The 20,637-nt window shown below is 59.1% G+C and carries 20 protein-coding genes; 15 read left to right on the forward strand and 5 right to left on the reverse strand.

What is annotated here, in order from left to right; genetic code table 11:
• The 3 genes from VGL70_05750 to rplS form a co-directional block, all read left to right on the forward strand.
• The coding region (locus tag VGL70_05750; GenBank protein ID HEY3303023.1) for a hypothetical protein at positions 1-201 on the forward strand (201 nt) is incomplete at its 5' end.
• A 131-nt stretch (positions 202-332) separates the two neighbouring features.
• Positions 333-1,610: a tRNA (guanosine(37)-N1)-methyltransferase TrmD gene (trmD, locus tag VGL70_05755; protein ID HEY3303024.1), complete on the forward strand. Its 1,278-nt coding sequence runs from the start codon at positions 333-335 to the stop codon at positions 1,608-1,610.
• 14 nt (positions 1,611-1,624) lie between these two features.
• Positions 1,625-1,969, forward strand: a complete 345-nt coding sequence (gene rplS, locus VGL70_05760; protein HEY3303025.1) for a 50S ribosomal protein L19 — start codon at positions 1,625-1,627, stop codon at positions 1,967-1,969.
• Here rplS and VGL70_05765 read toward each other — a convergent pair.
• The gene (locus VGL70_05765; GenBank protein ID HEY3303026.1) at positions 1,951-2,322 is read right to left on the reverse strand and encodes a polymer-forming cytoskeletal protein; all 372 of its coding nucleotides are present in this window, start codon (positions 2,320-2,322) and stop codon (positions 1,951-1,953) included. The genes rplS and VGL70_05765 overlap by 19 nt on opposite strands.
• Positions 2,323-2,545: 223 nt before the next feature.
• On the opposite strand from VGL70_05765, the gene VGL70_05770 reads away from it, so the two are divergent.
• The 8 genes from VGL70_05770 (at position 2,546) to VGL70_05805 (ending at position 10,208) form a co-directional block, all read left to right on the forward strand.
• Entirely contained in the window at positions 2,546-3,871 is a 1,326-nt protein-coding gene (locus tag VGL70_05770) for a replication-associated recombination protein A (GenBank protein HEY3303027.1), read from the forward strand.
• 136 nt (positions 3,872-4,007) lie between these two features.
• Positions 4,008-4,934: a phosphate/phosphite/phosphonate ABC transporter substrate-binding protein gene (locus VGL70_05775; GenBank protein HEY3303028.1), complete on the forward strand. Its 927-nt coding sequence runs from the start codon at positions 4,008-4,010 to the stop codon at positions 4,932-4,934.
• Positions 4,935-4,954: 20 nt separating this feature from the next.
• The gene (locus VGL70_05780; GenBank protein HEY3303029.1) at positions 4,955-5,887 is read left to right on the forward strand and encodes a phosphate/phosphite/phosphonate ABC transporter substrate-binding protein; all 933 of its coding nucleotides are present in this window, start codon (positions 4,955-4,957) and stop codon (positions 5,885-5,887) included.
• 209 nt (positions 5,888-6,096) lie between these two features.
• Positions 6,097-6,642: an adenylate/guanylate cyclase domain-containing protein gene (locus tag VGL70_05785; GenBank protein HEY3303030.1), complete on the forward strand. Its 546-nt coding sequence runs from the start codon at positions 6,097-6,099 to the stop codon at positions 6,640-6,642.
• 115 nt (positions 6,643-6,757) lie between these two features.
• On the forward strand, positions 6,758-6,958 hold the full coding sequence (locus tag VGL70_05790) for a hypothetical protein (GenBank protein HEY3303031.1): 201 nt from the start codon (positions 6,758-6,760) through the stop codon (positions 6,956-6,958).
• A gap of 140 nt (positions 6,959-7,098) precedes the next feature.
• A complete protein-coding gene (locus VGL70_05795) occupies positions 7,099-7,920 on the forward strand; it encodes a hypothetical protein (protein HEY3303032.1) in 822 nt (273 codons plus the stop codon).
• Positions 7,921-8,886: 966 nt separating this feature from the next.
• Positions 8,887-9,600 (forward strand): transposase, encoded by a 714-nt coding sequence (locus tag VGL70_05800; protein HEY3303033.1) that lies wholly within the window; start codon positions 8,887-8,889, stop codon positions 9,598-9,600.
• Between the two features lie 194 nt (positions 9,601-9,794).
• On the forward strand, positions 9,795-10,208 hold the full coding sequence (locus VGL70_05805; protein HEY3303034.1) for a hypothetical protein: 414 nt from the start codon (positions 9,795-9,797) through the stop codon (positions 10,206-10,208).
• A gap of 313 nt (positions 10,209-10,521) precedes the next feature.
• Here VGL70_05805 and VGL70_05810 read toward each other — a convergent pair whose 3' ends face one another.
• Positions 10,522-11,175 carry a hypothetical protein gene (locus tag VGL70_05810; protein ID HEY3303035.1) on the reverse strand — a complete coding sequence of 218 codons (654 nt, stop codon included), beginning with the start codon at positions 11,173-11,175 and terminating at the stop codon, positions 10,522-10,524.
• Positions 11,176-11,189: 14 nt separating this feature from the next.
• Positions 11,190-11,801, reverse strand: a complete 612-nt coding sequence (locus VGL70_05815) for an isochorismatase family protein (GenBank protein ID HEY3303036.1) — start codon at positions 11,799-11,801, stop codon at positions 11,190-11,192.
• Between the two features lie 193 nt (positions 11,802-11,994).
• On the opposite strand from VGL70_05815, the gene VGL70_05820 reads away from it, so the two are divergent.
• The 3 genes from VGL70_05820 to VGL70_05830 are packed head-to-tail and all read left to right on the forward strand — an operon-like array spanning position 11,995 to position 14,796.
• Entirely contained in the window at positions 11,995-12,537 is a 543-nt protein-coding gene (locus VGL70_05820; protein ID HEY3303037.1) for a cyclic nucleotide-binding domain-containing protein, read from the forward strand.
• Positions 12,534-13,673 (forward strand): AI-2E family transporter, encoded by a 1,140-nt coding sequence (locus tag VGL70_05825; protein ID HEY3303038.1) that lies wholly within the window; start codon positions 12,534-12,536, stop codon positions 13,671-13,673. Before VGL70_05820 ends, VGL70_05825 begins: the two co-directional genes overlap by 4 nt.
• A gap of 1 nt (position 13,674) precedes the next feature.
• A complete protein-coding gene (locus VGL70_05830; protein HEY3303039.1) occupies positions 13,675-14,796 on the forward strand; it encodes an adenylate/guanylate cyclase domain-containing protein in 1,122 nt (373 codons plus the stop codon).
• Between the two features lie 17 nt (positions 14,797-14,813).
• Here the strand turns inward: VGL70_05830 and VGL70_05835 are convergent, their stop codons facing one another.
• Positions 14,814-15,986, reverse strand: a complete 1,173-nt coding sequence (locus tag VGL70_05835; protein HEY3303040.1) for a cyclic nucleotide-gated ion channel — start codon at positions 15,984-15,986, stop codon at positions 14,814-14,816.
• A 184-nt stretch (positions 15,987-16,170) separates the two neighbouring features.
• Positions 16,171-19,863, reverse strand: a complete 3,693-nt coding sequence (gene metH, locus VGL70_05840) for a methionine synthase (protein ID HEY3303041.1) — start codon at positions 19,861-19,863, stop codon at positions 16,171-16,173.
• Positions 19,864-19,951: 88 nt separating this feature from the next.
• Here metH and VGL70_05845 point away from each other — a divergent pair, with 88 nt between their 5' ends.
• Positions 19,952-20,599 (forward strand): nitroreductase family protein, encoded by a 648-nt coding sequence (locus VGL70_05845; GenBank protein ID HEY3303042.1) that lies wholly within the window; start codon positions 19,952-19,954, stop codon positions 20,597-20,599.
• The last annotated feature ends 38 nt before the right edge of the window (positions 20,600-20,637 follow it).

Consider the following 20,637-nt stretch of genomic DNA (forward strand, 5'->3'; position numbering starts at 1 on the left):
CTCCATCCCTATATTCCCTCAATCCGAATGTCAATAGGTTTATTCAAAGCGCTTTTTCCATGGCTTGAGCGGGCATTGCTCCTGGCCGGAAAGCTTCTTTCTTTCTATATCTCTAAACATCCCGGTCTTCGAGTAAAGGAAGCTCAAGTATTTTGCCTTATAGGCCAATCGAATGAATGGCATTCGAAGAAAAATTCTTGATTTCTCACTTGGACAGCGAGAAAATCCCGATCAAGCTATTAGGAGGTTTTTGATGACTCTTTGGCAGCTAAAGGCCTTCGCAACCGTTAGACTTCACCCCGCCTTCCGTTTAGACTGACTTCCGAAAATCCATGTTGAAGTTTACGGTAATAACTTTATTTCCGCCCATGTTCGAATCTCCTCTGGGCCACAGCATTTTGAAAAAGGCCCAGGAGAAGGGTTTGATCTCCGTGCGACTCGTCGATCCGCGCGACTACACGACGGACAAACATCGCACGGTGGACGACGCTCCTTACGGCGGCGGGCAGGGAATGGTGATGAAGCCCGAGCCGCTGGTCGCGGCGATCGAGGACGCGAAAAAGAAACTGGACCGGCCGCGGGTCATTCTGCTCAGCCCGCAAGGAAAATTATTCGATCAGGCCGAAGCGCAAAGGCTCTCCCGGGAAAAAGAGCTGGTGCTGGTCTGCGGCCGCTACGAGGGCGTGGATGAGCGGGTTAAAGATTTTGTCGACGAAGAATTGTCCGTCGGTGATTATACTCTCTCCGGCGGCGAGCTGCCCGCGATGGTCGTGATCGATGCGGTGGCGCGTTTGATCCCCGGCGTCCTGGGAAATTTGAAGTCGCCGGAAGAGGAATCATTTTCCGACGGCCTGCTGGAGTATCCGCAATACACCCGGCCGGAAGAATATCGCGGCGTGAAAGTCCCGGAGGTGCTTCTCTCCGGCGACCACGAGCGGATACAGAACTGGCGCCGGGAAATGAGCCTCAAGCTCACGCAGGAACGCCGGCCAGATCTTATCAGCAAAGCGGGAGTTCGCGCGGAAGAAAAAAACATTCCTCGTTCCACGCCGGCCCGCGTGTACATCGCTCTCCTCCATCATCCCGTCTATGACAAGAACGGCGAAGTCGTCACCACGGCGGTGACGAACATGGACATTCACGACATCGCCCGCGCGGCGAAAACCTACGGCCTGAAAAAATTTTATGTCGTGACCCCGGTCAAGGCGCTGCAAAAATTATCGCTCAAAATCATCGCCCATTGGGAGGAAGGCTACGGCGCCGAATACAACCACACGCGCAAGGAGGCGCTGGCGCTGGCGCAAGTGAAGGATACCGTGGACGACGCGATCCTCGACGTGGAGCGGGAGTGCGGCGTCAAGCCGCGGCTCGTCGTGACCTCGGCCCGCGCGGGGAAAAACCGCACCTCTTTCGCTCAACTCAGGAACATGTTAAAGGTAAGCCCTGCGCCTTTTTTGCTCCTCCTCGGCACCGGGTGGGGCCTAACCGAAGAAATCCTGGCGCAATCCGACACCATCCTCGAGCCGATCGAGGGCGGAACAAACTACAATCACCTGTCGGTCCGCTCCGCGGCGGCAATTATTTTAGACCGGCTGTTGGGAACGGATTAGACTAAGGAGAATTTATGAATACCCTGGAGCAGCTCGAAGCCGAGCAGAGCAAAAAAGCAGTCGTGGACTTGAGGCCGGGAGAGACCGTGCGGGTGCACGTGAAAGTCGTCGAGGGCGAAAAAGAGCGGACCCAGGTTTTCGAAGGAATCGTGATTCGAATATCGGGCAAAGGCAGCCGCGCCACTTTTACCGTTCGCAAAATTTCCTACGGCATCGGCGTCGAGCGCATCTTCCCCTTCCATTCGCCTCGCGTCGACAAGGTCGAAGTGGTTTCGCGCGGAAAAGTCCGCCGCGCCAAGCTCTACTATCTCAGGGAAAGATCGGGCAAGGGCGCGCGGCTTTACGAAGAGGAAGGTTGAGAAGCGCGGATCTCGCCCTTCCCTTCGAACACGCCGCCTGAATGGATCTTGAGTTTTCCCGCCTCGATCTCGCCCTGAAAACGGCCTCCGGACAGGATTTCGATCCATCCATCGACTCGAACCCTGCCAACCAGACTGCCCTCGATGCGCAGTTGGCCGGCCGATATATTCGCCGCGACCTCCGCGTGGGGACCGAGCACGAGCAGCACGCCGGCCTTCACCTCTCCTTTGAAGCGTCCGTCGATTTTCACCGGCAGATCGAAAACGAGTTTCCCGGAAACCGCCGCGCCCTGTTGCAGCACAAGTCGCGGCTGTTCTTCCAAAAACGACGGATCCTTGCGGTCTTCTTTCATCACGGCTCCAGCCGCGCATTCTATACATGAAACCGGCGGCCATTTCAAAACGACCGGCGCCCGGTCGTGGTTCAATGTGTTTGCATATCGTTCCAATGTAGGGGCAGGCCCCCGTGCCTGCCCGGATTTTGGGCGACCACAGGGGGTCGCCCCTACAAGTTGCGAAACCGACCCATTGAAAGCGCCTACACCTCGGCCGGGAAACTGTGCTAGCATGTTTGCGATGGAGCTGTTCGATACCGGCCGCGACAAGGAGCGAAGCCGTCCCGTCCCGCTGGCGGAACGGATGCGCCCGTCCACCCTGGATGATTTCGTCGGGCAACAACACCTGCTCGGCCCGGGAAAATTGCTGAGGGAGATGGCGGCGGCGGGCGAGCTGCGCTCGCTGATCCTCTGGGGCCCGCCCGGAAGCGGGAAGACCACGCTGGCGCAAATTCTCGCGCGATCCGGCGGCGCCCACTGCGTTCATTTCTCCGCGGTCTCCTCCGGCGTCAAAGAGCTCAAAAAAGTCATCGAAGAGGCGGAGCGTCTCCACCGGATGGGAAAGCCGACGGTCCTCTTTGTCGACGAGATTCATCACTTCAACAAGGGGCAGCAGGACACTTTTCTGCCGCACGTCGAGCGCGGCATTCTCATTCTGATCGGCGCCACGACCGAGAATCCTTCGTTCGAAGTCATCTCTCCGCTGCTGTCGCGCTGCCAGGTGCTGGTGCTGCATCCGCTCTCCGCCGAAGAGATCGATACGATCGTCGGGCGCGCGCTCAACGACGAGAAATCAGGCCTGGGAAGTTACCGCCTGGAGCTGACGCCGGAGGCGCGCGGGTTTCTCGTCGAGCAGTCGCAAGGCGACGCGCGCATCGCTCTCAACGCCCTCGAAACCGCCGCGGCTCTCGGCCGGCGCGACCAGGGCAAAAAACAGATCGATCTTCCGGCCGTGCAAGAAGCGCTGCAGAAAAGAGCGTTGCTTTACGATAAGGCCGGCGAGGAGCACTACAACGTCGTCTCCGCTTTCATCAAGAGCATGCGAGGAAGCGATCCGGACGCGGCGCTCTACTGGCTGATGAGAATGCTCGAAGCCGGCGAAGACCCGCTTTTCATTGCGCGGCGCATGATCATTCTCGCCGCGGAGGACATCGGCAACGCCGACCCGCAGGCATTGCAGGTCGCCGTGGCAGCGAAGGACGCGCTCCATTTTGTCGGCCTTCCCGAGGGGCGGATCCCGCTGGCTCAGGCAGTGACCTATTTAGCGACCGCGCCGAAGTCCAACGCATCGTACAAGGCCATGCTCGCGGCGGCGAAAGACGTGGAGGACAAAGGCGCTCTGCCGGTGCCGCTGCACCTGCGCAACGCGCCGACCGAGCTGATGGAGAAGCTGGGTTACGGCAAAGACTACCGCTACGCGCACAATTTTCCCGGCCACGTCGTCGAGCAGCAGCATTTGCCCGACGCGCTCAAGGGAAAGACCTATTACTCCCCTTCCGAGTCCGGCTACGAGAAGGCGATCAAGGAAAGATTGAAAGGCTGGAAGGAAAAAAACCGCGAGAAATAAATTGACTCTTCCCGCCGCATGCAACGCCCCCTCGTCACGCCCTCTTTTTTGTCCTTGCCAATGCCGTTTCGCTTATAGTAGCTTTCGACTTGGTTGATTCGCCGCATGCTTCTCGTTCCGACTTTGTGAGGTCGTCATGAATACACACGGGCATCTTTTCTCAGTCGCCTTTGGGATCGGCGCTCTCCTCTTGGCTGCGACCTGTGAAGCGGCCGCGCCGGCACCGGAGAAAGTTCGGACGATCACTCTGGGTTTCGTCTCTAAAAAAGCTCCTGCGGAAGTCGAACCGCAATTTCGAGATTTCGTCGACTACGTGGCCAGAAAGCTCTCCTCTTCCTCGACCCCCGTGGAGGGCAGAGTGATCATCGCGCCGTCCCCGCTGCAGCTCGCGAAGCTCCTGCAGGAGAAGAAGGTGGATTTTTACACCGACAGTCCCTATCCCACGTATGTCATCAACAAACAGGGGGCCGCGCGACTGATACTCCGGCGCTGGAGAGGGGGAATGGCGGAATATCGCGGCGTCCTCTTCACCCGGAAAGACGGCGGAGCGACAAAGCTCGAAGATCTTCGCGGCAAGGTGATCGCCTTTGAGGATCCGGGATCGACCTCGGGTCATTTTCTGCCGAAGGTCTTCCTGCTGCGAAAAGGCTTCAGGCTCGCCGAGAAGCCGGGAACTGAAGCCAAAGTTGCCGCCAAGGAAATCGGCTACATCTTCACCTACTCCACCAATAAAATCGTCGATCTGGTCGGCTCGGGAAAAGCCGCGGCCGGCGCGTTCAGCAATGACGATTACGCCAGGCTCGGCGAACATAGCAAAACCGGGATCGCCATCCTAGCGGAAACGGAGGCGTTTCCACGCAGCCTGGTTTCCGCCCGAAGGCTCCTGGACCCGGCCCAGCTCAATAGGTTGAAAGAAGTCATGCTGGCAATGCATCAGGACGACGAAGGCCGGAAAGTTCTGGAAAAATTCGACAACACGACCAAGTTCGATCTCTTGCCGGGCGGCGAGGAGGCGGTCCGGAAGAAGCTCGTAGCGCTTTTCCGATCCGGTGAAAAGACATGAAAGCTCCTCGGAAGATAGCCATGAGAACACGAATCCGCCGCCTCACCCTCATCGTTGCGACCGCCACGCTCGTATCGTCGATGATGCCTGGCGCGAAGAGCTGGGCCCAGCGTTCCGGAGACGCCACCGCCAAAACGATCACGTTGGGAATCGTTTCCAAGAGACCCCAGGCCCAGGTCGAAGCCGAATTTCGCGATTTCATCCGCTACGTGGCGCAAAAATTTTCCTCGCCTTCCGCCCCTCTGGCAGGCAAGGTCGCCGCCGCGGCCAACGTCTGGCAATTAGCCAAGCTCCTGGAAGAGGACAAAGTCGATTTTTACATGGACAGCCCCTACCCCACCTACCTCATCAATCGGCAGGGCGCCGCCATACCACTCCTCCGGCGCTGGAAAGGCGGCGCGCCCGAATACCGCGCGGTCATCTTTGCGAAGAAGGACGCCGAAGCGGTCCGCCTCGAAGACCTGCGCGGCAGGATCGTCGCGTTGGAGGATCCAGGCTCGACTTCCGGCTATTTTCTGCCGAAACTTTTCTTCGTAACCAAGGGATTGAAGCTCTCCGAGAAGACGTCACTCGACGCTGCGGTGTCTCCATCGGAGGTCGGCTACATCTTCACCTACTCCGCGGCGAAAATCGCCGAAATGGTGCTCTCGCGGACAGTGGCGGCCGGCGCGTTCAGCAACGAAGACTACGACCGGCTCGACGCCAAGAGAAAAGCGGAGACCGTTCTCCTGGGAGAGACCGAGAATTTTCCCCGCCATTTTGTCTCCATCCGAAAAAACCTGGACCCGGCGGCGGCCAACCGGCTGCAAGAAACTCTCGTCCTGATGCATCAAGACCCCGCGGGCCGCAAAATTCTGGAGCGGATCGACAACACGACCAAGTTCGATTTTGCCCCCGGTGGGGAAGCGGCGGTCCGGTTCAAGCTCCAGGAAGTATTCGGTCCCCAGCCCTAACCGGCAGTGAAATGAGAAAACTTCTCGTCGCCGTACGGCAACGGCTCGGCGCCGTGAGAATCGTGCGCCCGCTTTACCGCGCGCTCCCCTCCGGAAAGCGCTGTAAAGAGTGTCTCGTCCCTTTCCTCGGAATATTCTCCGTTCCCTTTCGTTTGATCCAGATTCGCCCCTCGCGCAAAAACCCGAGCCTCTGCACTCTCTGATACGAGCTGGCTCCCCCGGGCGGGGAGACGCGAAACGTCTCGGTCATGTTCGTGGACGTTCGCGGTTTCACCGCCCTCGCGGAGCGCCTTTCTCCCGCTGAAGTCGCCGGACGACTGAACCGATTTTACGCGCTGGCGACTCAGGCAATATTCCGTCGCGATGGAACCTTGGACAAAATGGTGGGCGACCAGGTGATGGCCTTCTTCGGCGCGCCGCTTCACCAGCACGATCATCCCCAGCGGGCGATCGAGACGGCTGTGGAGATCATTCGCGGAGTGATGAGCGAAGCAGAGGGATTAAAAGTCGGCGCCGGCATCGCCACCGGCGAGGCCTTCGTCGGCAACGTCGGCGAAGGCGCGGTCAGGGACTACACCGTGCTGGGCGACACGGTCAACGTGGCGGCCCGCCTCCAGGGCGCCGCCGCCGCGGGAGAAATCCTTGTCACGGAAGAGAGCTATTCGCATGTCGAGCCGCAATTCCCCGGCGCGCCGCGAAGAGAATTGGAGCTGAAGGGAAAGAGTGGAACGGTGGTTGCGCGCCTGATCGCGTGATCGTCGCGATAGATCGCGCTTGACCTATCCTGACGATGTGGAGTATGGCTTCATCCCGCGCCAGCATTAGCCCTCTAGCGCAAACTTTGCTAGAGTGTCGGTTTAGGAGGTCTCGATGAGCAAGGTCGAAAATATCGAACGAGAAATTCAAAAGCTCACACCGTCTGAACTCAAGGCATTTCGGAGGTGGTTCCACGAGTATGATTCCGAGGAGTGGGACCGACAAATTGAGGAAGATGTTGGGACCGGCAAGCTTGACCAATTAGCAGAAGAAGCCTTGGCGGCACATCGAGCTGGAAAGACTAAGGAGCTTTGAGACATTTTGCTGCTCCTAGCTTTTGGACCTGCTATCGGACCCTTCCGAAATCGGTTCGCGAACATTAACTTATGCAAGTCTCAATCCGGCTTGCCGTCTTAAGCTACTAGGCGTGAGTCGCCAGGCACGAGGAGAGACACATGAAGATCTGTGAAAATCGGCTCATCTTTTTCCTTGTCATCGCGTCCCTGGGAATCCTCTTGGGAGGGTGCACGTCATTTGTGCGAGTCTCTCCCGAGTGGGTCATCGGCACGCCAGCGTGCGATACTAGGTTGGCCGTGTATAGTCGCTCCTATTTCCAGGCACGTTACCAGGCACAGGTCTTTGCCTCGACGTTTTTAGCCGGATCGATCTTCGCCGTGGCGGCGATGAGTCAGTCGCAAGACGTGGACCGCTCGAAGCAGCGCTTAAAGACTGGTCCCTTCGAGCAGCTGCTCGGAGACTTTGACGTCCTAGCATACGTCACGCAAGAGGCAAAAACAGTACTTAGTCAGTCTCGTCCTTTCGCGATCAAGCTCTCGGAAGATCCGACTGCGACGAGCCGCATCATCACTGAGGTTCGATCTAGGGAAGCCCCAACAACCGTTCGCACGACCGCACCCGAGGGTGCCTCTCAGCACTGCATAGGCGCCATCAAGGTAACATACGGTCTCGGGGCAAGAACTGGCTTCGAGCAGATCGGATTCCGTAAGTCCTACCGGCCCTTCATTCACGTTGTCGGCGCCATTCACAGGGCTGACGGCGAGCGTGTGTTCTGGAGAGACGCGGTCATAGCCTTCGGCCCCGTTCGGTATCTTGGGAGTGGTGCGGATGCCGATCAGATCCAATCCAAGGAGCTTATCGAAGGCCTGCAAACCGCAGCCCGTGATGCGTTAGGGCTCCTCGTCAAGAGCTTGAACGGCGACCCGATCACCGAACGAGCAATGCTCGTCGATGGCAGCGACTCCGATCTCGCGCTTTGAAACTAGCGACAAAATATCATTACTATCACAACAAATCGAATGGACAGCCAGACTCTCAAAAAAGTAGCCTGCCCCCTCTTTCCCCCTCCTCGTTCCAGGCCCGCAAACAATGAGTGAGGACGCCAAGAAGCCGATGGAAGAGAACACCAAGAGGGAATTCGATGCGCTCCACGCACTGAGCGAGCAGGCTTGGCGAGATTGGGACCATAAATCTCGCCACGAGTGGCGACTTAGTTTTGGCTTGTGGGCAGCTCTGCTTGCAGCATCGGCCGCAATATTACAGACCACCTTCAGACCACCACTGGCGGCCGTCCTTGTTGGTGGAATCATCGCGCTCGTGCTCCACATTGTATTTCTAGCCTGGATTCAAGGAAGGCTTAGAGAATACAGAAGCGAATACCTCGAACTTCGCGCTCGAATGCCGGCTCCGGTAACACCAGCCAAACCCACCGGTCGGGGAAGATCTTGGTGTGAAAGTCCCTCGGTTTGGACGCAGGCGGGCATAACTCTATTACTCGTCGGGATTCTGGGCTTGGTTGCGATGTCGGAACCCTCACCGAGCAGGCAGCCGCCAAAAGGGATAAGTGATTAGCTAGGCTTAACTTTAGCTGCTGCGGACGGGCCCGCAAGCGTAATGTCGGTACGAGCCGCAGAGCTGGCCCGCTGCAGAGCATGACGCTAGGCAAATTCGACTCTGATCCTGTTTGCATCGCACAATGCCCCCGAAGCCCACGGAGAAAATAATACGATTTCTCAAAACAACCGGATACCGGCTTTGGCAGCCAGTTCGCTGGATGGATGAGCATCATGGATTCATGACGTTCCTTGCTACCGTTGTTATCGGCGGACTGACCGTGTCCGGAAAAATGGGGGTCAGAAAAATGGGGGTCAGAGAACTTTTTTCTTGACGACGTTGTAATCTGGCGATAGGTTCCGGACAAATCTATCGGACATTTGAGACGCCGCATGGCACGATCGCCACGAATCACCATTCCCGCTTATCCCCATCACATTATCCAGCGGGGAAACAACCGCGGTGCTACGTTTTTCACCGATGATGATTACCGGTTTTTCTTGGAATGCCTTCGACAGGCCAAGAGCAAATGTCAGTGCAAGATATTTGCCTACGTCTTGATGACCAATCATTTCCATCTTTTGGTCGAACCGGCTAAAGTTGGAGATCTTGGTCGATTCATGCAGAGCGTGGGACGAAGATACGTCAGGTACGTTAACGAGACCTATGGTCGTTCGGGCACGTTATGGGAAGGGAGATTTAAAAGTGCGGCCGTAAGTCGAGATGAGTATTTGATAGCGTGCAGCCGATACATCGAGCTAAATCCCGTGAGAGCCGGCCTGGTAACACAGCCGAAAGAATATCGTTGGAGCAGTTATCAGCACCGGGCATTGGGCATGGCGGATCGTTTGCTGGATGAGGACCCTTGGTACAGCGGGTTGGGGGCGACTAAGACAGAAAGACAAGAGAAGTACCAACACTGGGTAGACTCGCAGATCTCTCAAGGAGAGTGGGAGCAAATCCGACAAGCGACGCAACGGGGTCGCTTGATCGGACACGAAGCATTTCAGAAACAAATAGAAGCGGTGACGGGGCGGCGTTTAGTAGGCGAAGTGCGGGGGCGACCCAAGAAAACGACAGCGAGCAGAATCGAAAAAGTTCTCTGACCCCAATTTTTCCCCCAATTTTTCCCGCTTGTATCGGTCGTTATGGAGCGGCTCTTGAGTCGGCTAACTTCCGGTTCCAGCCGGCCGCGGCTGAACCGACTCGTTTAGGCAATTATTCGGGATCAGAAGTGGAAATAGAAAGAGGAAGAGCCTGTAGGCCGTAAGGCCGAATAACGAAAAAGAAGGAGGGAGCTATGGCGACAAAACGAAAGAGCAGTAAGGGAGGGCTGGATCGCAGGGAGCTGTTGATGCTGGGTCTCGCGGGCGCATCTGCACTTGTCCTAGGCAAGGGTAGCAGCGTGTTAGCTGCAGAAGCAAAAGGGGTAAATATAAAAACCGGCAAGGAGCTTGATTCAATGGTCCCAGGCTTCCCGAAAGTACGGCTGCGCGAGTTCACGCTCCAGGCCGGGGCGAGCACCAAAGCTACAATGAAAAACCCCATGATCTGCGAGTGTGGCCAGGGCGCCTTGGAGGTGACACAGGACGGTAAGACGTTCACAGCGAAAAAAGGTCATGTCTGGACGTGCAAAGAGGGGTTGGTAGAAGAGACCGCTAACAAAGGGAAGACCGTAGCGACCATGCGCGTCTTCGACTTGCTGCCGGCGTAGCCTGAGCCTCATGTAAAAAGGGGGAGGAGGAGATTGGGGTCAGAGAACTTTTTTCGAAGATACAAGTGGAAGCGATGACCGGCAGCGGGTAGTAGCGAAGCGCGGGACGCTGTAAAAAGTTCTCTGACCCCACTGCTGCCACTGCTGCTCCGGTCAACGTCGCCGCCCGGCTCCAGGGCGCCGCCGCTCCGGGAGAAATCCTTATCACAGAGGAGCTACTCGTTCGTCGAGTCGCAGTTTCCCAATGAGCCGAGAAGAGAATTGGAGCTAAAGGGAAAAGGTGGGACGGTCGTGGCGAGGGTCATTGCGGCTTTTAATGTTTAATCTGCCGCACCATACCCTGTCCCGGACAGTAGGTGTAAGTCTGGCGATCGAGTACTTTAGCGCCGTCTCTGTAGAGCCAGTCGAATTCCAAGCAGTGCGATACGCCTTGGTATTCGAAATCGAGCCGCGTAATAGTAATGAATTCCGTTCTGGTTCCGATTCTTCCGCGCTCGTAGCGTTTCTCGGTGACCTGCCTGGTTTCACCTTGTTTCCAATAGCCCACCGGAAACTTTAATCCGCCGGAAAACGTTCTAACACCCTCCTTGCTTGAATCCGAGACTCGGCCCAGACCATTCTTCACTTCATTCAAGGCGAACAACTGGAGTTTAATTCCTCCCTTCTCGTCCCGGTTTGTCCTCTCATAGACTAGGAGCGTCTCCCCCGTGTCGGGGTGTTCCCATTCCATCGGCCCTTTGATCTCCTTGTGCTCGCGGTCGCCAAATCGAAGCTCGGCGTTAGCCATTTTCAAGTCTCTGGCGCCATCCCATTCCGCCCCCGCCCAAAGCTCGACTGGGATAAACCTCTCCTTCTTGACGGAATCGAACGCGGCGTCCCATACGTCTTGACCGGCCGTTGCAGCGAAGCCGGCGACCGGCGACGCGGCGAGAAAGACGGCCAGCAAGATGGACGGCGTTTTACCCACTCGGAGACTTGGCATTATTTAAACGTGATCAACGAGAGAGTGGTAAACTGAAACTGCTTGTGCGCCTCGGACGGCAGCACGGTAAATTGGTGAAACGTGTATTCCTGCTCGTATTTTTTCTCGGCGATCATACCGTCCATCGGCACGACGACGTTGTAGCGGTGCATGCGCGCCGCGGTCGTCGCGGTGTAAAGAACCGCCGAGTTGGTCGAAGCGCCGGTGACGACGACGGTCTTCGTCCCCTTCTCCTTGAGAAGCGCCTGGAGCTCTCCGCCGTTGAACTTATCGAAGCCATCGGGATAGATCACCGGCTCGTTCTCCTTCCGCTTCAGCGGCGACGCCACTTCCCCGAGCGGCTTGCCCTTGGCCGAGGCCGAGACCGAATAGATGATCGGCACGGCCGCGGCTCTCGCCTTTTCCAGAAATTCCCCCATGGCCGGCATGAGCTTGGAGCAAACCTGGCCGGCGTCGTGACAGCGTGCGTTCAGATCGAGAACCAAGATGGCGGTCGTCTTGCTGTCGAGCGTCAACGGCTTCGCCTCGGGCCTGTTGGGACCCTCCTGCGCCGCCAGAACGGCAGAGAACAGTAGGACACCAGTGACGACTAAACTACGCACGGGTATCATGGCTCCCTCCTTTTTCAGCCAGATCCTCCTGAGGCGGACCCGCCGTGCATTGTGGCGGGGGCTGATCCGCCAATCTTTTAGGCGGAGCCTTATCCCAATCCGATTTAAAAGTCCATCCACGGCTCCGCGTTGACATCCTGGCGCCCTATCGGTACTCTCAAGAAAAATCACGATATACGGGTCGAGAAAAACTATGGTGAAGTGGCGCTGGCACAAATGGCTGACGGACTCGGAACAGCGACGCAGGCTTCAGCTCCTGGCCGAGGTCCCGCTGTTCGCCGGTCTCAACCGGCGGCATCTCGGCAGGCTCCTGGTCAAGGTGTTCGAAAAAGAATACCGCGCCGGCGAGATCATCTTTCGCGAAGGCGACCCGGGCAAAGCGCTCTTCATCGTCCTCGATGGCAAAATATCGATCGCCCGGGCAGCCGACGGCTTTGAAAAACCGCTCGCGCTCCTCGGCCCCGGCGCCTATTTCGGCGAGCTGGCGCTGATCGACGACCAACCGCGCTTTGCCGGCGCCCGCGCGGACGAGGATTCTCTCCTGCTGATCATGTACAAGAGCCACTTCGACGAACTGATCGAAGGCCACAAAACGCTCGTGATCAAAGTCATGGAAAATTTGCTCAAGACCCTCGCGGGCTACGTCCGCTCGGATCACACCCGCGGCTCGCTTCGCCCGGCCAAAACCGCCGCCGTCTCGATCGCCGATCAAACCGCGGAGAGGACGCGCCGTTGACTCGAGGTCTGCCCGCCGTGCCCGCGGAAGACTCAGCCTCTAGACGCTGGTTCCCGCCGCCGCCGTCGATCGTCTGGACAGTGGGAATTGCGCTGGTCGTGCTGATCGCCTACGTCGCCACCGACGTCGTGGTGCTCTTTATCCTCTCCGCCGGGCTAGCCTACGTCATCAATCCGCTGGTGAAGATCGCCGAAGCATTCGCAATCAAACGGGAGATCGCGGTCTCCGCCATCTACATGATGATTATCCTCGCGCTCGCCGCCGCGGCCAACTTTCTTCTGCCGAAGCTCCGCTCGGAGATCGACACGCTCGCGTCGGGCTCGCCCTCCTTGACCGAGCAGCTCGACCGGGCGGTCGATAATCTACAACGCGACATCATCGCCGAGGTCCCCGCCGTGCGCCACTTCCTGGGAGAGCCCGAGGCGCGGAACGAACGCCTCAGCGCGTTGCTCGAGCGGCAGACGGCCAACCTGCCCAACCTTCTCGGCCACATGGCGTCGATCGCGGTGGTTGTGTTTCTGATTCCGGTCTTTTCTTTTTTTCTCCTGCGCGACAGCCGAAAGATCCTGCGGTTGTTCATGGACCGCCTGCCGGCGGTCCACATCGAAACCTCGGTCGCCGTCTGGTGCGAGATCGACCGAATCATCGGCCGCTACATCCGCGGCCTGGCGCTCGACGGCCTGGTAATCGGCACCATCGCGGGCCTGGGCCTCTGGGCCTTCGGCGTCAACTACCCCTTGCTTCTCGGCACCTTCTCCGGCATGGCCAACGTCGTTCCCTACGTCGGCCCGTTTTTGAGCGGCACGGTCGTCGCGCTGATCGCGATGATCCAATTCCAGAGCTTCGCGCCGCTGGCGAAAGTCATGATGCTTTACCTCGGCATCAAGTTTTGCGACCTCGCGTTCATCCATCCGATGACGGTCGGCAAAAGCGTCCATCTTCATCCCATCTTGCTCCTGGCCTCCATCCTCGTCGGCGGGCACGCCTTCGGCCTGATCGGCATGGTGATCGCCGTGCCGACGGTCACGACGCTGCAAGAGGTCGCGAGACTCTTGCTGGAACACCGGCGGGACCGCGCCGGCCTGAGCCGAGCTCATCGCGGCAAAAACCTTCCGCTGCCGGCTTACGTCTGCTGACATGAGCGATAAGGCGCGGCCGGTTGATCTCGCGCCGCAATGCGGCATTTGCGGCACCTTGCTCTCCGGGCCGCTCGCCCGCGTCTTCCGTCTCGCCGGCATCAAGCGCAGCCCGCGCAATCCGAATATCTGCAGCCGCTGCGATACTCACGTCCATGAAGGACGCCTGGTCGAGATGACGGTGGTTTTCGCCGACCTATCCTCGTTCACCGAGCTGACGCAGGAGCTGGGCGCCGAGCGGACGCACGAGGTAGTGGACGCGTTTCTAAAAATGGCGAGCGCCGCGATCACCAAGCACGGCGGCTTCATCGACAAGTACATCGGCGACGCGGTGATGGCGCTCTTCAACGTGCCGATTCGCCACGTCGATCACGCGCGGCGCGCGGTCGCCGCGGCGTTGGAATTGCAGTCGGGCATGGCGGCGTTCAGCGAACGTTTTCAAATGGACCTCAAGGCGGCGGTCGGAATCGCCTCGGGATGGGCGCGCGTCGGACGCCTCGGCTCGGAAGAGAGCAAAGACGTCACGGCGATCGGCGACGTGGTGAACTTGGCGGCTCGGCTGGAAAGCAAAACCAATCCCGGCGAAGTTCTCGTCAGCCACGATGTCTATGAGAAAGTAGCGGCCGATTTTCCCGGCGTCGCGGAGGAACGGCTCGCGCTCAAAGGGTTTCGCGATCCGGTGGGGGCGCATCGCTTGCAGGCGAGGACGGATTTGTCACGCGCCATCGAAACGCCGGAAAGCGAGCCCAAGCGCAGCGTGAGCTGGGGCGCGGTGATCTTCGGCATCCTGGGCGCGCCGTGCGCCGTCACGACTATGGTAAGTCCGCTGGCCGTAGCTCTCGGCGTGGGAACGCTTTTCGGGCTCTCCGGAGTTCTCACCTACCTCGATCAAAGCCCGTTTCGCATTCCAGTGCTTATTGTGGCGGCGCTCGGAGCGCTCGCCAATCTCTATACTCTGTGGCATGCGCGGCAAATTCGCAGAGAGGCTCAAGGGGAAGCGATCGGCATGACGCGGCTGGAGAAACGGCGCACGACCGTCGTGCTGGGAACGGCGGTCGTCACTCTCTTCATGGTCGTCTTCGAAGTCATCGCGCACAGAATTCTGCACTCGGGCTCTTCCTGAAACGATCGGCCCGCGCGTCAAACTTTCGAGTGCAGTTGCGACAGCCTGCGCTCGGCGACTTCGGTGATCGCCGCTTTAAGCTCGGGATGAGCATCCAGCAAGCGGCGAAAGTCCGCTGCGTCGAGCGCCAGCAGTTGGCACTCCTTCAGCGAAGTCACCGTCGCCGTGCGCACCGTGTCGCGCAGCAGCGCGATCTCGCCGAAGTATTGGCGCGGTCCAAGCCGGACGGGGTAAGGCTGGACGTCAACTTCCACCTCGCCGGACATAATGAAGAACATGGAGTCCGCCGGCTCGCCGCGGCGCACCACAACGTGATGGGCCGGAACGATCTCGCGCTTGAGCAAGCCGGCGATCTCGGCGATCCGGGTGGCGTCCAGTCCCGCGAACAACGGCATCCTCGCAACGGTTTGCCAGGTGACGACGAAATCGCGTTTGCGGATCTCGGTGGCAAAACCGGTGGCGAGAATGCCCGCGGGTATCGCGAACATCGCGATCCCGAGAATCATCACCATGCCCCCCAGCATCTTGCCGGCCGGCGTGATCGGCACCATGTCGCCGTAACCGACGCTCGCCATCGTCACGATCGCCCACCACATCGTGTGCGGGATGCTGGCGAAAATATCCGGCTGCGCGTGGCGCTCGAGCATGAACATGACGCCCGATTCGACGACCAACAGCACGACCATGACGAGGAGCGCCGCGAGTAGCGGCCGGCGCTCAGCGCGAAGGACCGCCACGAACAGAGACAAGCCGGGCGCGTAGCGCGCCATTTTGAGCAGACGGAGGAGCCGGAGCACGCGGAGCCAGTCCGAATCGATCGGAAAGAGCAGACCCGCGTAAAACGGCAACACCGCCAGTAAATCGAAGACGCCAAACGGCGAGGCCGCGTAGCGCAGTCGCGCGCGCCACGGCCGTGAGGCGCCTATCGGATCGCGTTCGGGCGCCGCCCAGCAGCGCAGCGCATAGTCGAGAGTAAAAACGGCGACGGTGAAGATTTCGATGGCGGCGAAGAGAGCGCCGTACGCGGCACGGAGCGACTCCATCGTCTCCAGGGCGACGGCACTGACGGTCGCAACGATCACGGCCACGAGAAAAACACTGACACAGATTCTCGTCCGTGACCGAGACTCGCCCTCCTCCAGCGCGTCGTGGAAACGCGCTCTCAGGCTACGGTTCGTATCGGCAGGCACAACGGCCCCTCATTACCGTAGGAAGCTGCAAATGTCCAACTTAAAGATCCCGATGTAATGATCCTATCTTGCCGGCGGTCAGAAAAGTCCCAGCTACAAGGCGTGCGCCGATCTGACGAGCGCAGGCGTACTATTTTCAGTACGTCGAGCGAGGCAGATCAAGCACAACGCCGTAGATGGGCTTTTATGACTGCCGGGCGGGGTCGTAGCCGAGGACGGGTGATAGCCAGCGCTCCACTTCCGCAACCGCCATTCCCTTGCGCGCCGCGTAGGATTCCACCTGATCTTTGCCGACCGCGCTCACGGCGAAATATCTGGACTCCCGATGGGCGAAATAGAGACCGCTGACCGCGGCGGCGGGCAGCATGGCAAAATTTTCCGTCAATGTGATGCCGGCCGCCTTTTCGACTCCGAGCAAATCGAAGAGGATTCTCTTCTCCGTATGGTCGGGACAGGCGGGATAGCCGGGTGCCGGGCGGATGCCCTGATATTTTTCGGCGATCAAATCTTCGTTCGAAAGATTCTCGCTCTTGCCGTAGCCCCAATCGGCGCGCGCGCGTTTGTGCAGATATTCTGCGAACGCCTCGGCCAAGCGGTCCGCCAGCGCCTTGGCCATGATGGCGTTGTACTGATCGTAGTCCTTCTCAAAGCGCTCGGCCAACTCCTGCGCGCCGTGACCCGTCGTCACGGCAAACGCGCCGACGTAATCTACCAGGCCGCTCTCGCGCGGCGCGACGAAATCGCTGAGCGACAACTGCGGTTTGGCAGCCTGGTTTTCCTTTTGCTGCCGCAGCGTGTGAAAACGCGTGAGCTCCTTGGCGCGTGAAGCATCCGTATATAGGACGATATCGTCACCCACGCTATTCGCAGGAAAAAAACCGTACACGGCGCGCGCGGTCAGAAGTTTCTTCTCGACGATGTCGCTCAAGAGCTTTTGCGCGTTAGCGAAGAGTTCCCTGGCCGCGGGCCCGCGCGCCGGATCGTTCAACAGATCCGGATACCGCCCGCGGAGCTCCCACGTATGAAAAAAAGGCGACCAGTCGATATACGGTACCAACTCCCGCAATGGGAAATCGCCCAGAGTCTTCGGGCCGGTGAATTCCGGCACATGGATATGCGATTCGTCCCAGTCGATGTGCAGTTTTTTCCGCTCCGCTTCCTCGTAGGTCAATAGTTGAACCGCCGCCTTGGCCTCGTAGGCCCTGCGGATCTCCTGCTGCTCGGCGCGGTTTTTCGCGTCCAGTTCCTTTCGGCTCTGGGACGTGGCCAGGCGGCCCACGACCGGAACGGCGCGCGACGCGTCCATCACGTGGATGGTCTCGTGCCGGTAGGCGGGCGCGATTTTCACCGCCGTGTGCCTCTTGCTCGTCGTCGCGCCGCCGATGAGAAGCGGCACGCTGAGGCCGCACCGCTCCATTTCTCTCGCGACGTGCACCATCTCATCGAGGGACGGCGTGATGAGACCGGAGAGGCCGATGATGTCGGCCTTTTCCTTGACGGCAGTTTCGATGATGCGGTCCGCCGGCACCATCACGCCGAGATCGATGACCTCGTAGTTGTTGCAGCCGAGGACGACGCCGACGATGTTCTTGCCGATGTCGTGTACGTCGCCTTTCACCGTCGCGAAGACGAGCTTCGCGCGCGACTTGCCTTGATCGGCGGCCTTCTTCTCCGCCTCCATGAGCGGCGTGAGACAGGCGACGGCTTTTTTCATCACGCGCGCGCTCTTGACTACCTGCGGGAGAAACATCTTGCCCTCGCCGAAGAGATCGCCGACGACATTGATGCCGTCCATGAGCGGCCCCTCGATGATTTGCAGCGGCCGGTCATATTTCTTGAGCGCCTCTTCCAGGTCGGGCTCGATGTAGTCGAGAATCCCTTTGATGACCGCCTCCGAGAGACGATGCTCCACGCTTCCGTCGCGCCACGCTTCCTGTTCCGCCGCGGTTTTAGCGCTTCCTTTGTAGCTTTCCGCCAGCTCGAGCAACCTCTCCGTCGCGTCGGCGCGGCGGTTGAATAGCACGTCCTCCACGCGCCCGAGCAGCTCCTGGGGGATCTGTTCGTACACCGAAAGCTGGCCCGCGTTGACGATCCCCATGTCCATACCCGCCTGGATCGCGTGATAGAGAAACGCCGCGTGCATCGCCTCGCGGACGGCGTCGTTGCCGCGGAAGGAAAACGAGATATTGCTGACGCCGCCGGAGATATGGCAGCGCGGGAAGAACTGCTTCAACTGCTTCGCCGCTTCGATGAAGCTGATCGCGTACTCGTTGTGCTCCTCAAGACCCGTGGCGACGACGAGGATGTTGGTGTCGAAAAAGATGTCGCTCTCGTCGAAGCCGATCTCTTCGGTAAGAAGCTTATGAGCCCGCCGGCAGATCTTCAGACGCTGCTCCACGGTCGTTGCCTGTCCCTCCTCGTCGAAGGCCATTACGACCACGGCGGCGCCGTAATTTTTTACCAGCCGCGCGCGCCGCCTGAACTCCTCCTCGCCCTCTTTCAGCGAAAGCGAGTTGACGACCGATTTCCCCTGGACGCACTTGAGCCCCGCCTCGATCACGTCGAAGTTCGAGCTGTCGATCATGATGGGGATCCGGCTGATCTCCGGGTTGGCCGCGATGTGATTGAGAAACACCGTCATCGCCTTGGCGGAATCCAGCATGCCCTCGTCCATGTTGACGTCCAAAATATTCGCGCCCCCCTCGACCTGCTCGCGCGCGACCGTCAGGGCGTCTTCGTACTGTTCTTCCCGGATGAGCCGGGCGAATTTGCGCGAGCCGGCAACGTTGGTCCGCTCGCCGACCATGATGAAGTTGGAATCGGGACGGATCGTGAGTTTTTCTAAACCGCTTAGATGAGTGAACCGGTCAGGCTCGGCGGGAACACGGGGCCGCGCCCCGCGCACAGCCCGGGCGATCGCGGCGATGTGCGCCGGCGTCGTGCCGCAGCAGCCGCCAACCAGATTGAGCCAGCCTTCCCGAGCCCATGCTCCCAAATGCTTCGCGATCTCCTCAGGACCCATGTCATAGCCGCCGAACTCATTCGGCAACCCGGCGTTCGGATACGCGAAGATCGGCAGGTGCGACTGCCGCGAAAGCTCTTCGATGAACGGTCCCATCTGTTCCGGACCGAAAGCGCAGTTGATGCCCACCGCCGTAAGGTCCGCATGGGAGATCGAAGTCAAGAACGCGTCCAACGTCTGACCGGAAAGAGTGCGTCCGCTCCGGTCCGTGATCGTCACCGAGGCGAGAACCGGCAGGCGGACACTGCGGTCATCGAAAAACTTGCCAATGGCGAAGAGACAGGCCTTAAGGTTCAACGTATCGAACGTGGTTTCCGGCAACAGCAGATCGACACCGCCGTCTACGAGGCCGCGCACCTGCTCGTAGTAGGCATCGACGAGCTGGTCGAATGTCGTCGCTCGAAAGGCCGGATTGTTGACGTCGGGCGAAAGCGACGCCGTCCGATTCGTCGGCCCAATGGAGCCGGCCACGAAGCGCGGCCGGTCCGGCGTCTTTTGGTTCATCGCGTCCGCGACCTTTCGGGCGAGCCTTGCCGCCGCCACGTTGATAGCATGAACCTCACCCTCCAAAGCGTAGTCGGCGAGGGAAATGGCGTTGGCGTTGAAGGTGTTGGTTTCGATGATGTCGGCGCCGGCTTCGAAAAAACCCTGGTGGATTTTCTCGATGACTTCGGGCCGCGTCACCGAGAGCAGATCGTTGCAGCCTTTGAGCGGCTTCGGATGATTTGCAAATCGTTCGCCGCGGAACGCCGCTTCATCGAGCTTGACAGCCTGGATCATCGTGCCCATCGCGCCGTCGATGACGAGGATGCGCTCACGGAGGAGTTGCTTTAATTTTTCTTCGACTTTTACCATTTCACGTCACGGAAACTTGGTTATCGTAGTAGAATAGCAAGCGATCGCGCGGCTCGCAAACTTGAGACCGCAATGGTATACGGGCGTCATGAACAGCGAAGAACTCTTGGATATCGTGCGCAAGCGGCGCAGCGTTCGCGTCTATCGCAGCGGCAACGTTAGCGACAAACAGTTAGGGATGATTTTGGAAGCGGCGCGCTGGGCGCCGTCGGGCGCGAATACCCAGCCGTGGGAATTCGTCGTAACGCGCGACCGCGCGAAGATGAAACGCGTGCGCCGGATCTACGACCAGGAGTGGAAGCAGCGGAAGCTCGAAGACCCGGTCCACTACAAGGGGCTCAAGAAAGATTACGTCGGCGACGTGAGCGCGCTCGTGCTCGCCTGCGCCGACCCGCGCACGATGCGCGTCTATTTAACCACGCGCCAGCCGGGCGACCGGGAAAAGCTATTTCAGGCCAGCATCGCCAACGCGGTCGAGCACATGATGCTGATGGCGGCAAGCATGGGATTGGGAACGGTGTGGGTTTCCGTGCGGGAGGAAGTGGCGCCCGAGCTGCGCGAGCTGTTCAAAGTGCCCGAGCCGCTTCGTCTTCTTTGGATTATACCCATCGGCCACGCCAAGAGCTGGCCCAAAACCAAACCGCGGCGAAAAGTCTCCGACTTCGCCCACCAGGAAGTTTACGATTTGAAGAAGCTCCGGCGGGACGAAGACATCAAAGCTTGGCCGAAAGACTAAAGGAAAATAAGACAGACAAGACTGATAGGACCAATATT

The sequence above is a fragment of the Candidatus Binatia bacterium genome (assembly GCA_036504975.1).
Classification (GTDB): domain Bacteria; phylum Desulfobacterota; class Binatia; order UBA9968; family UBA9968; genus JAJPJQ01.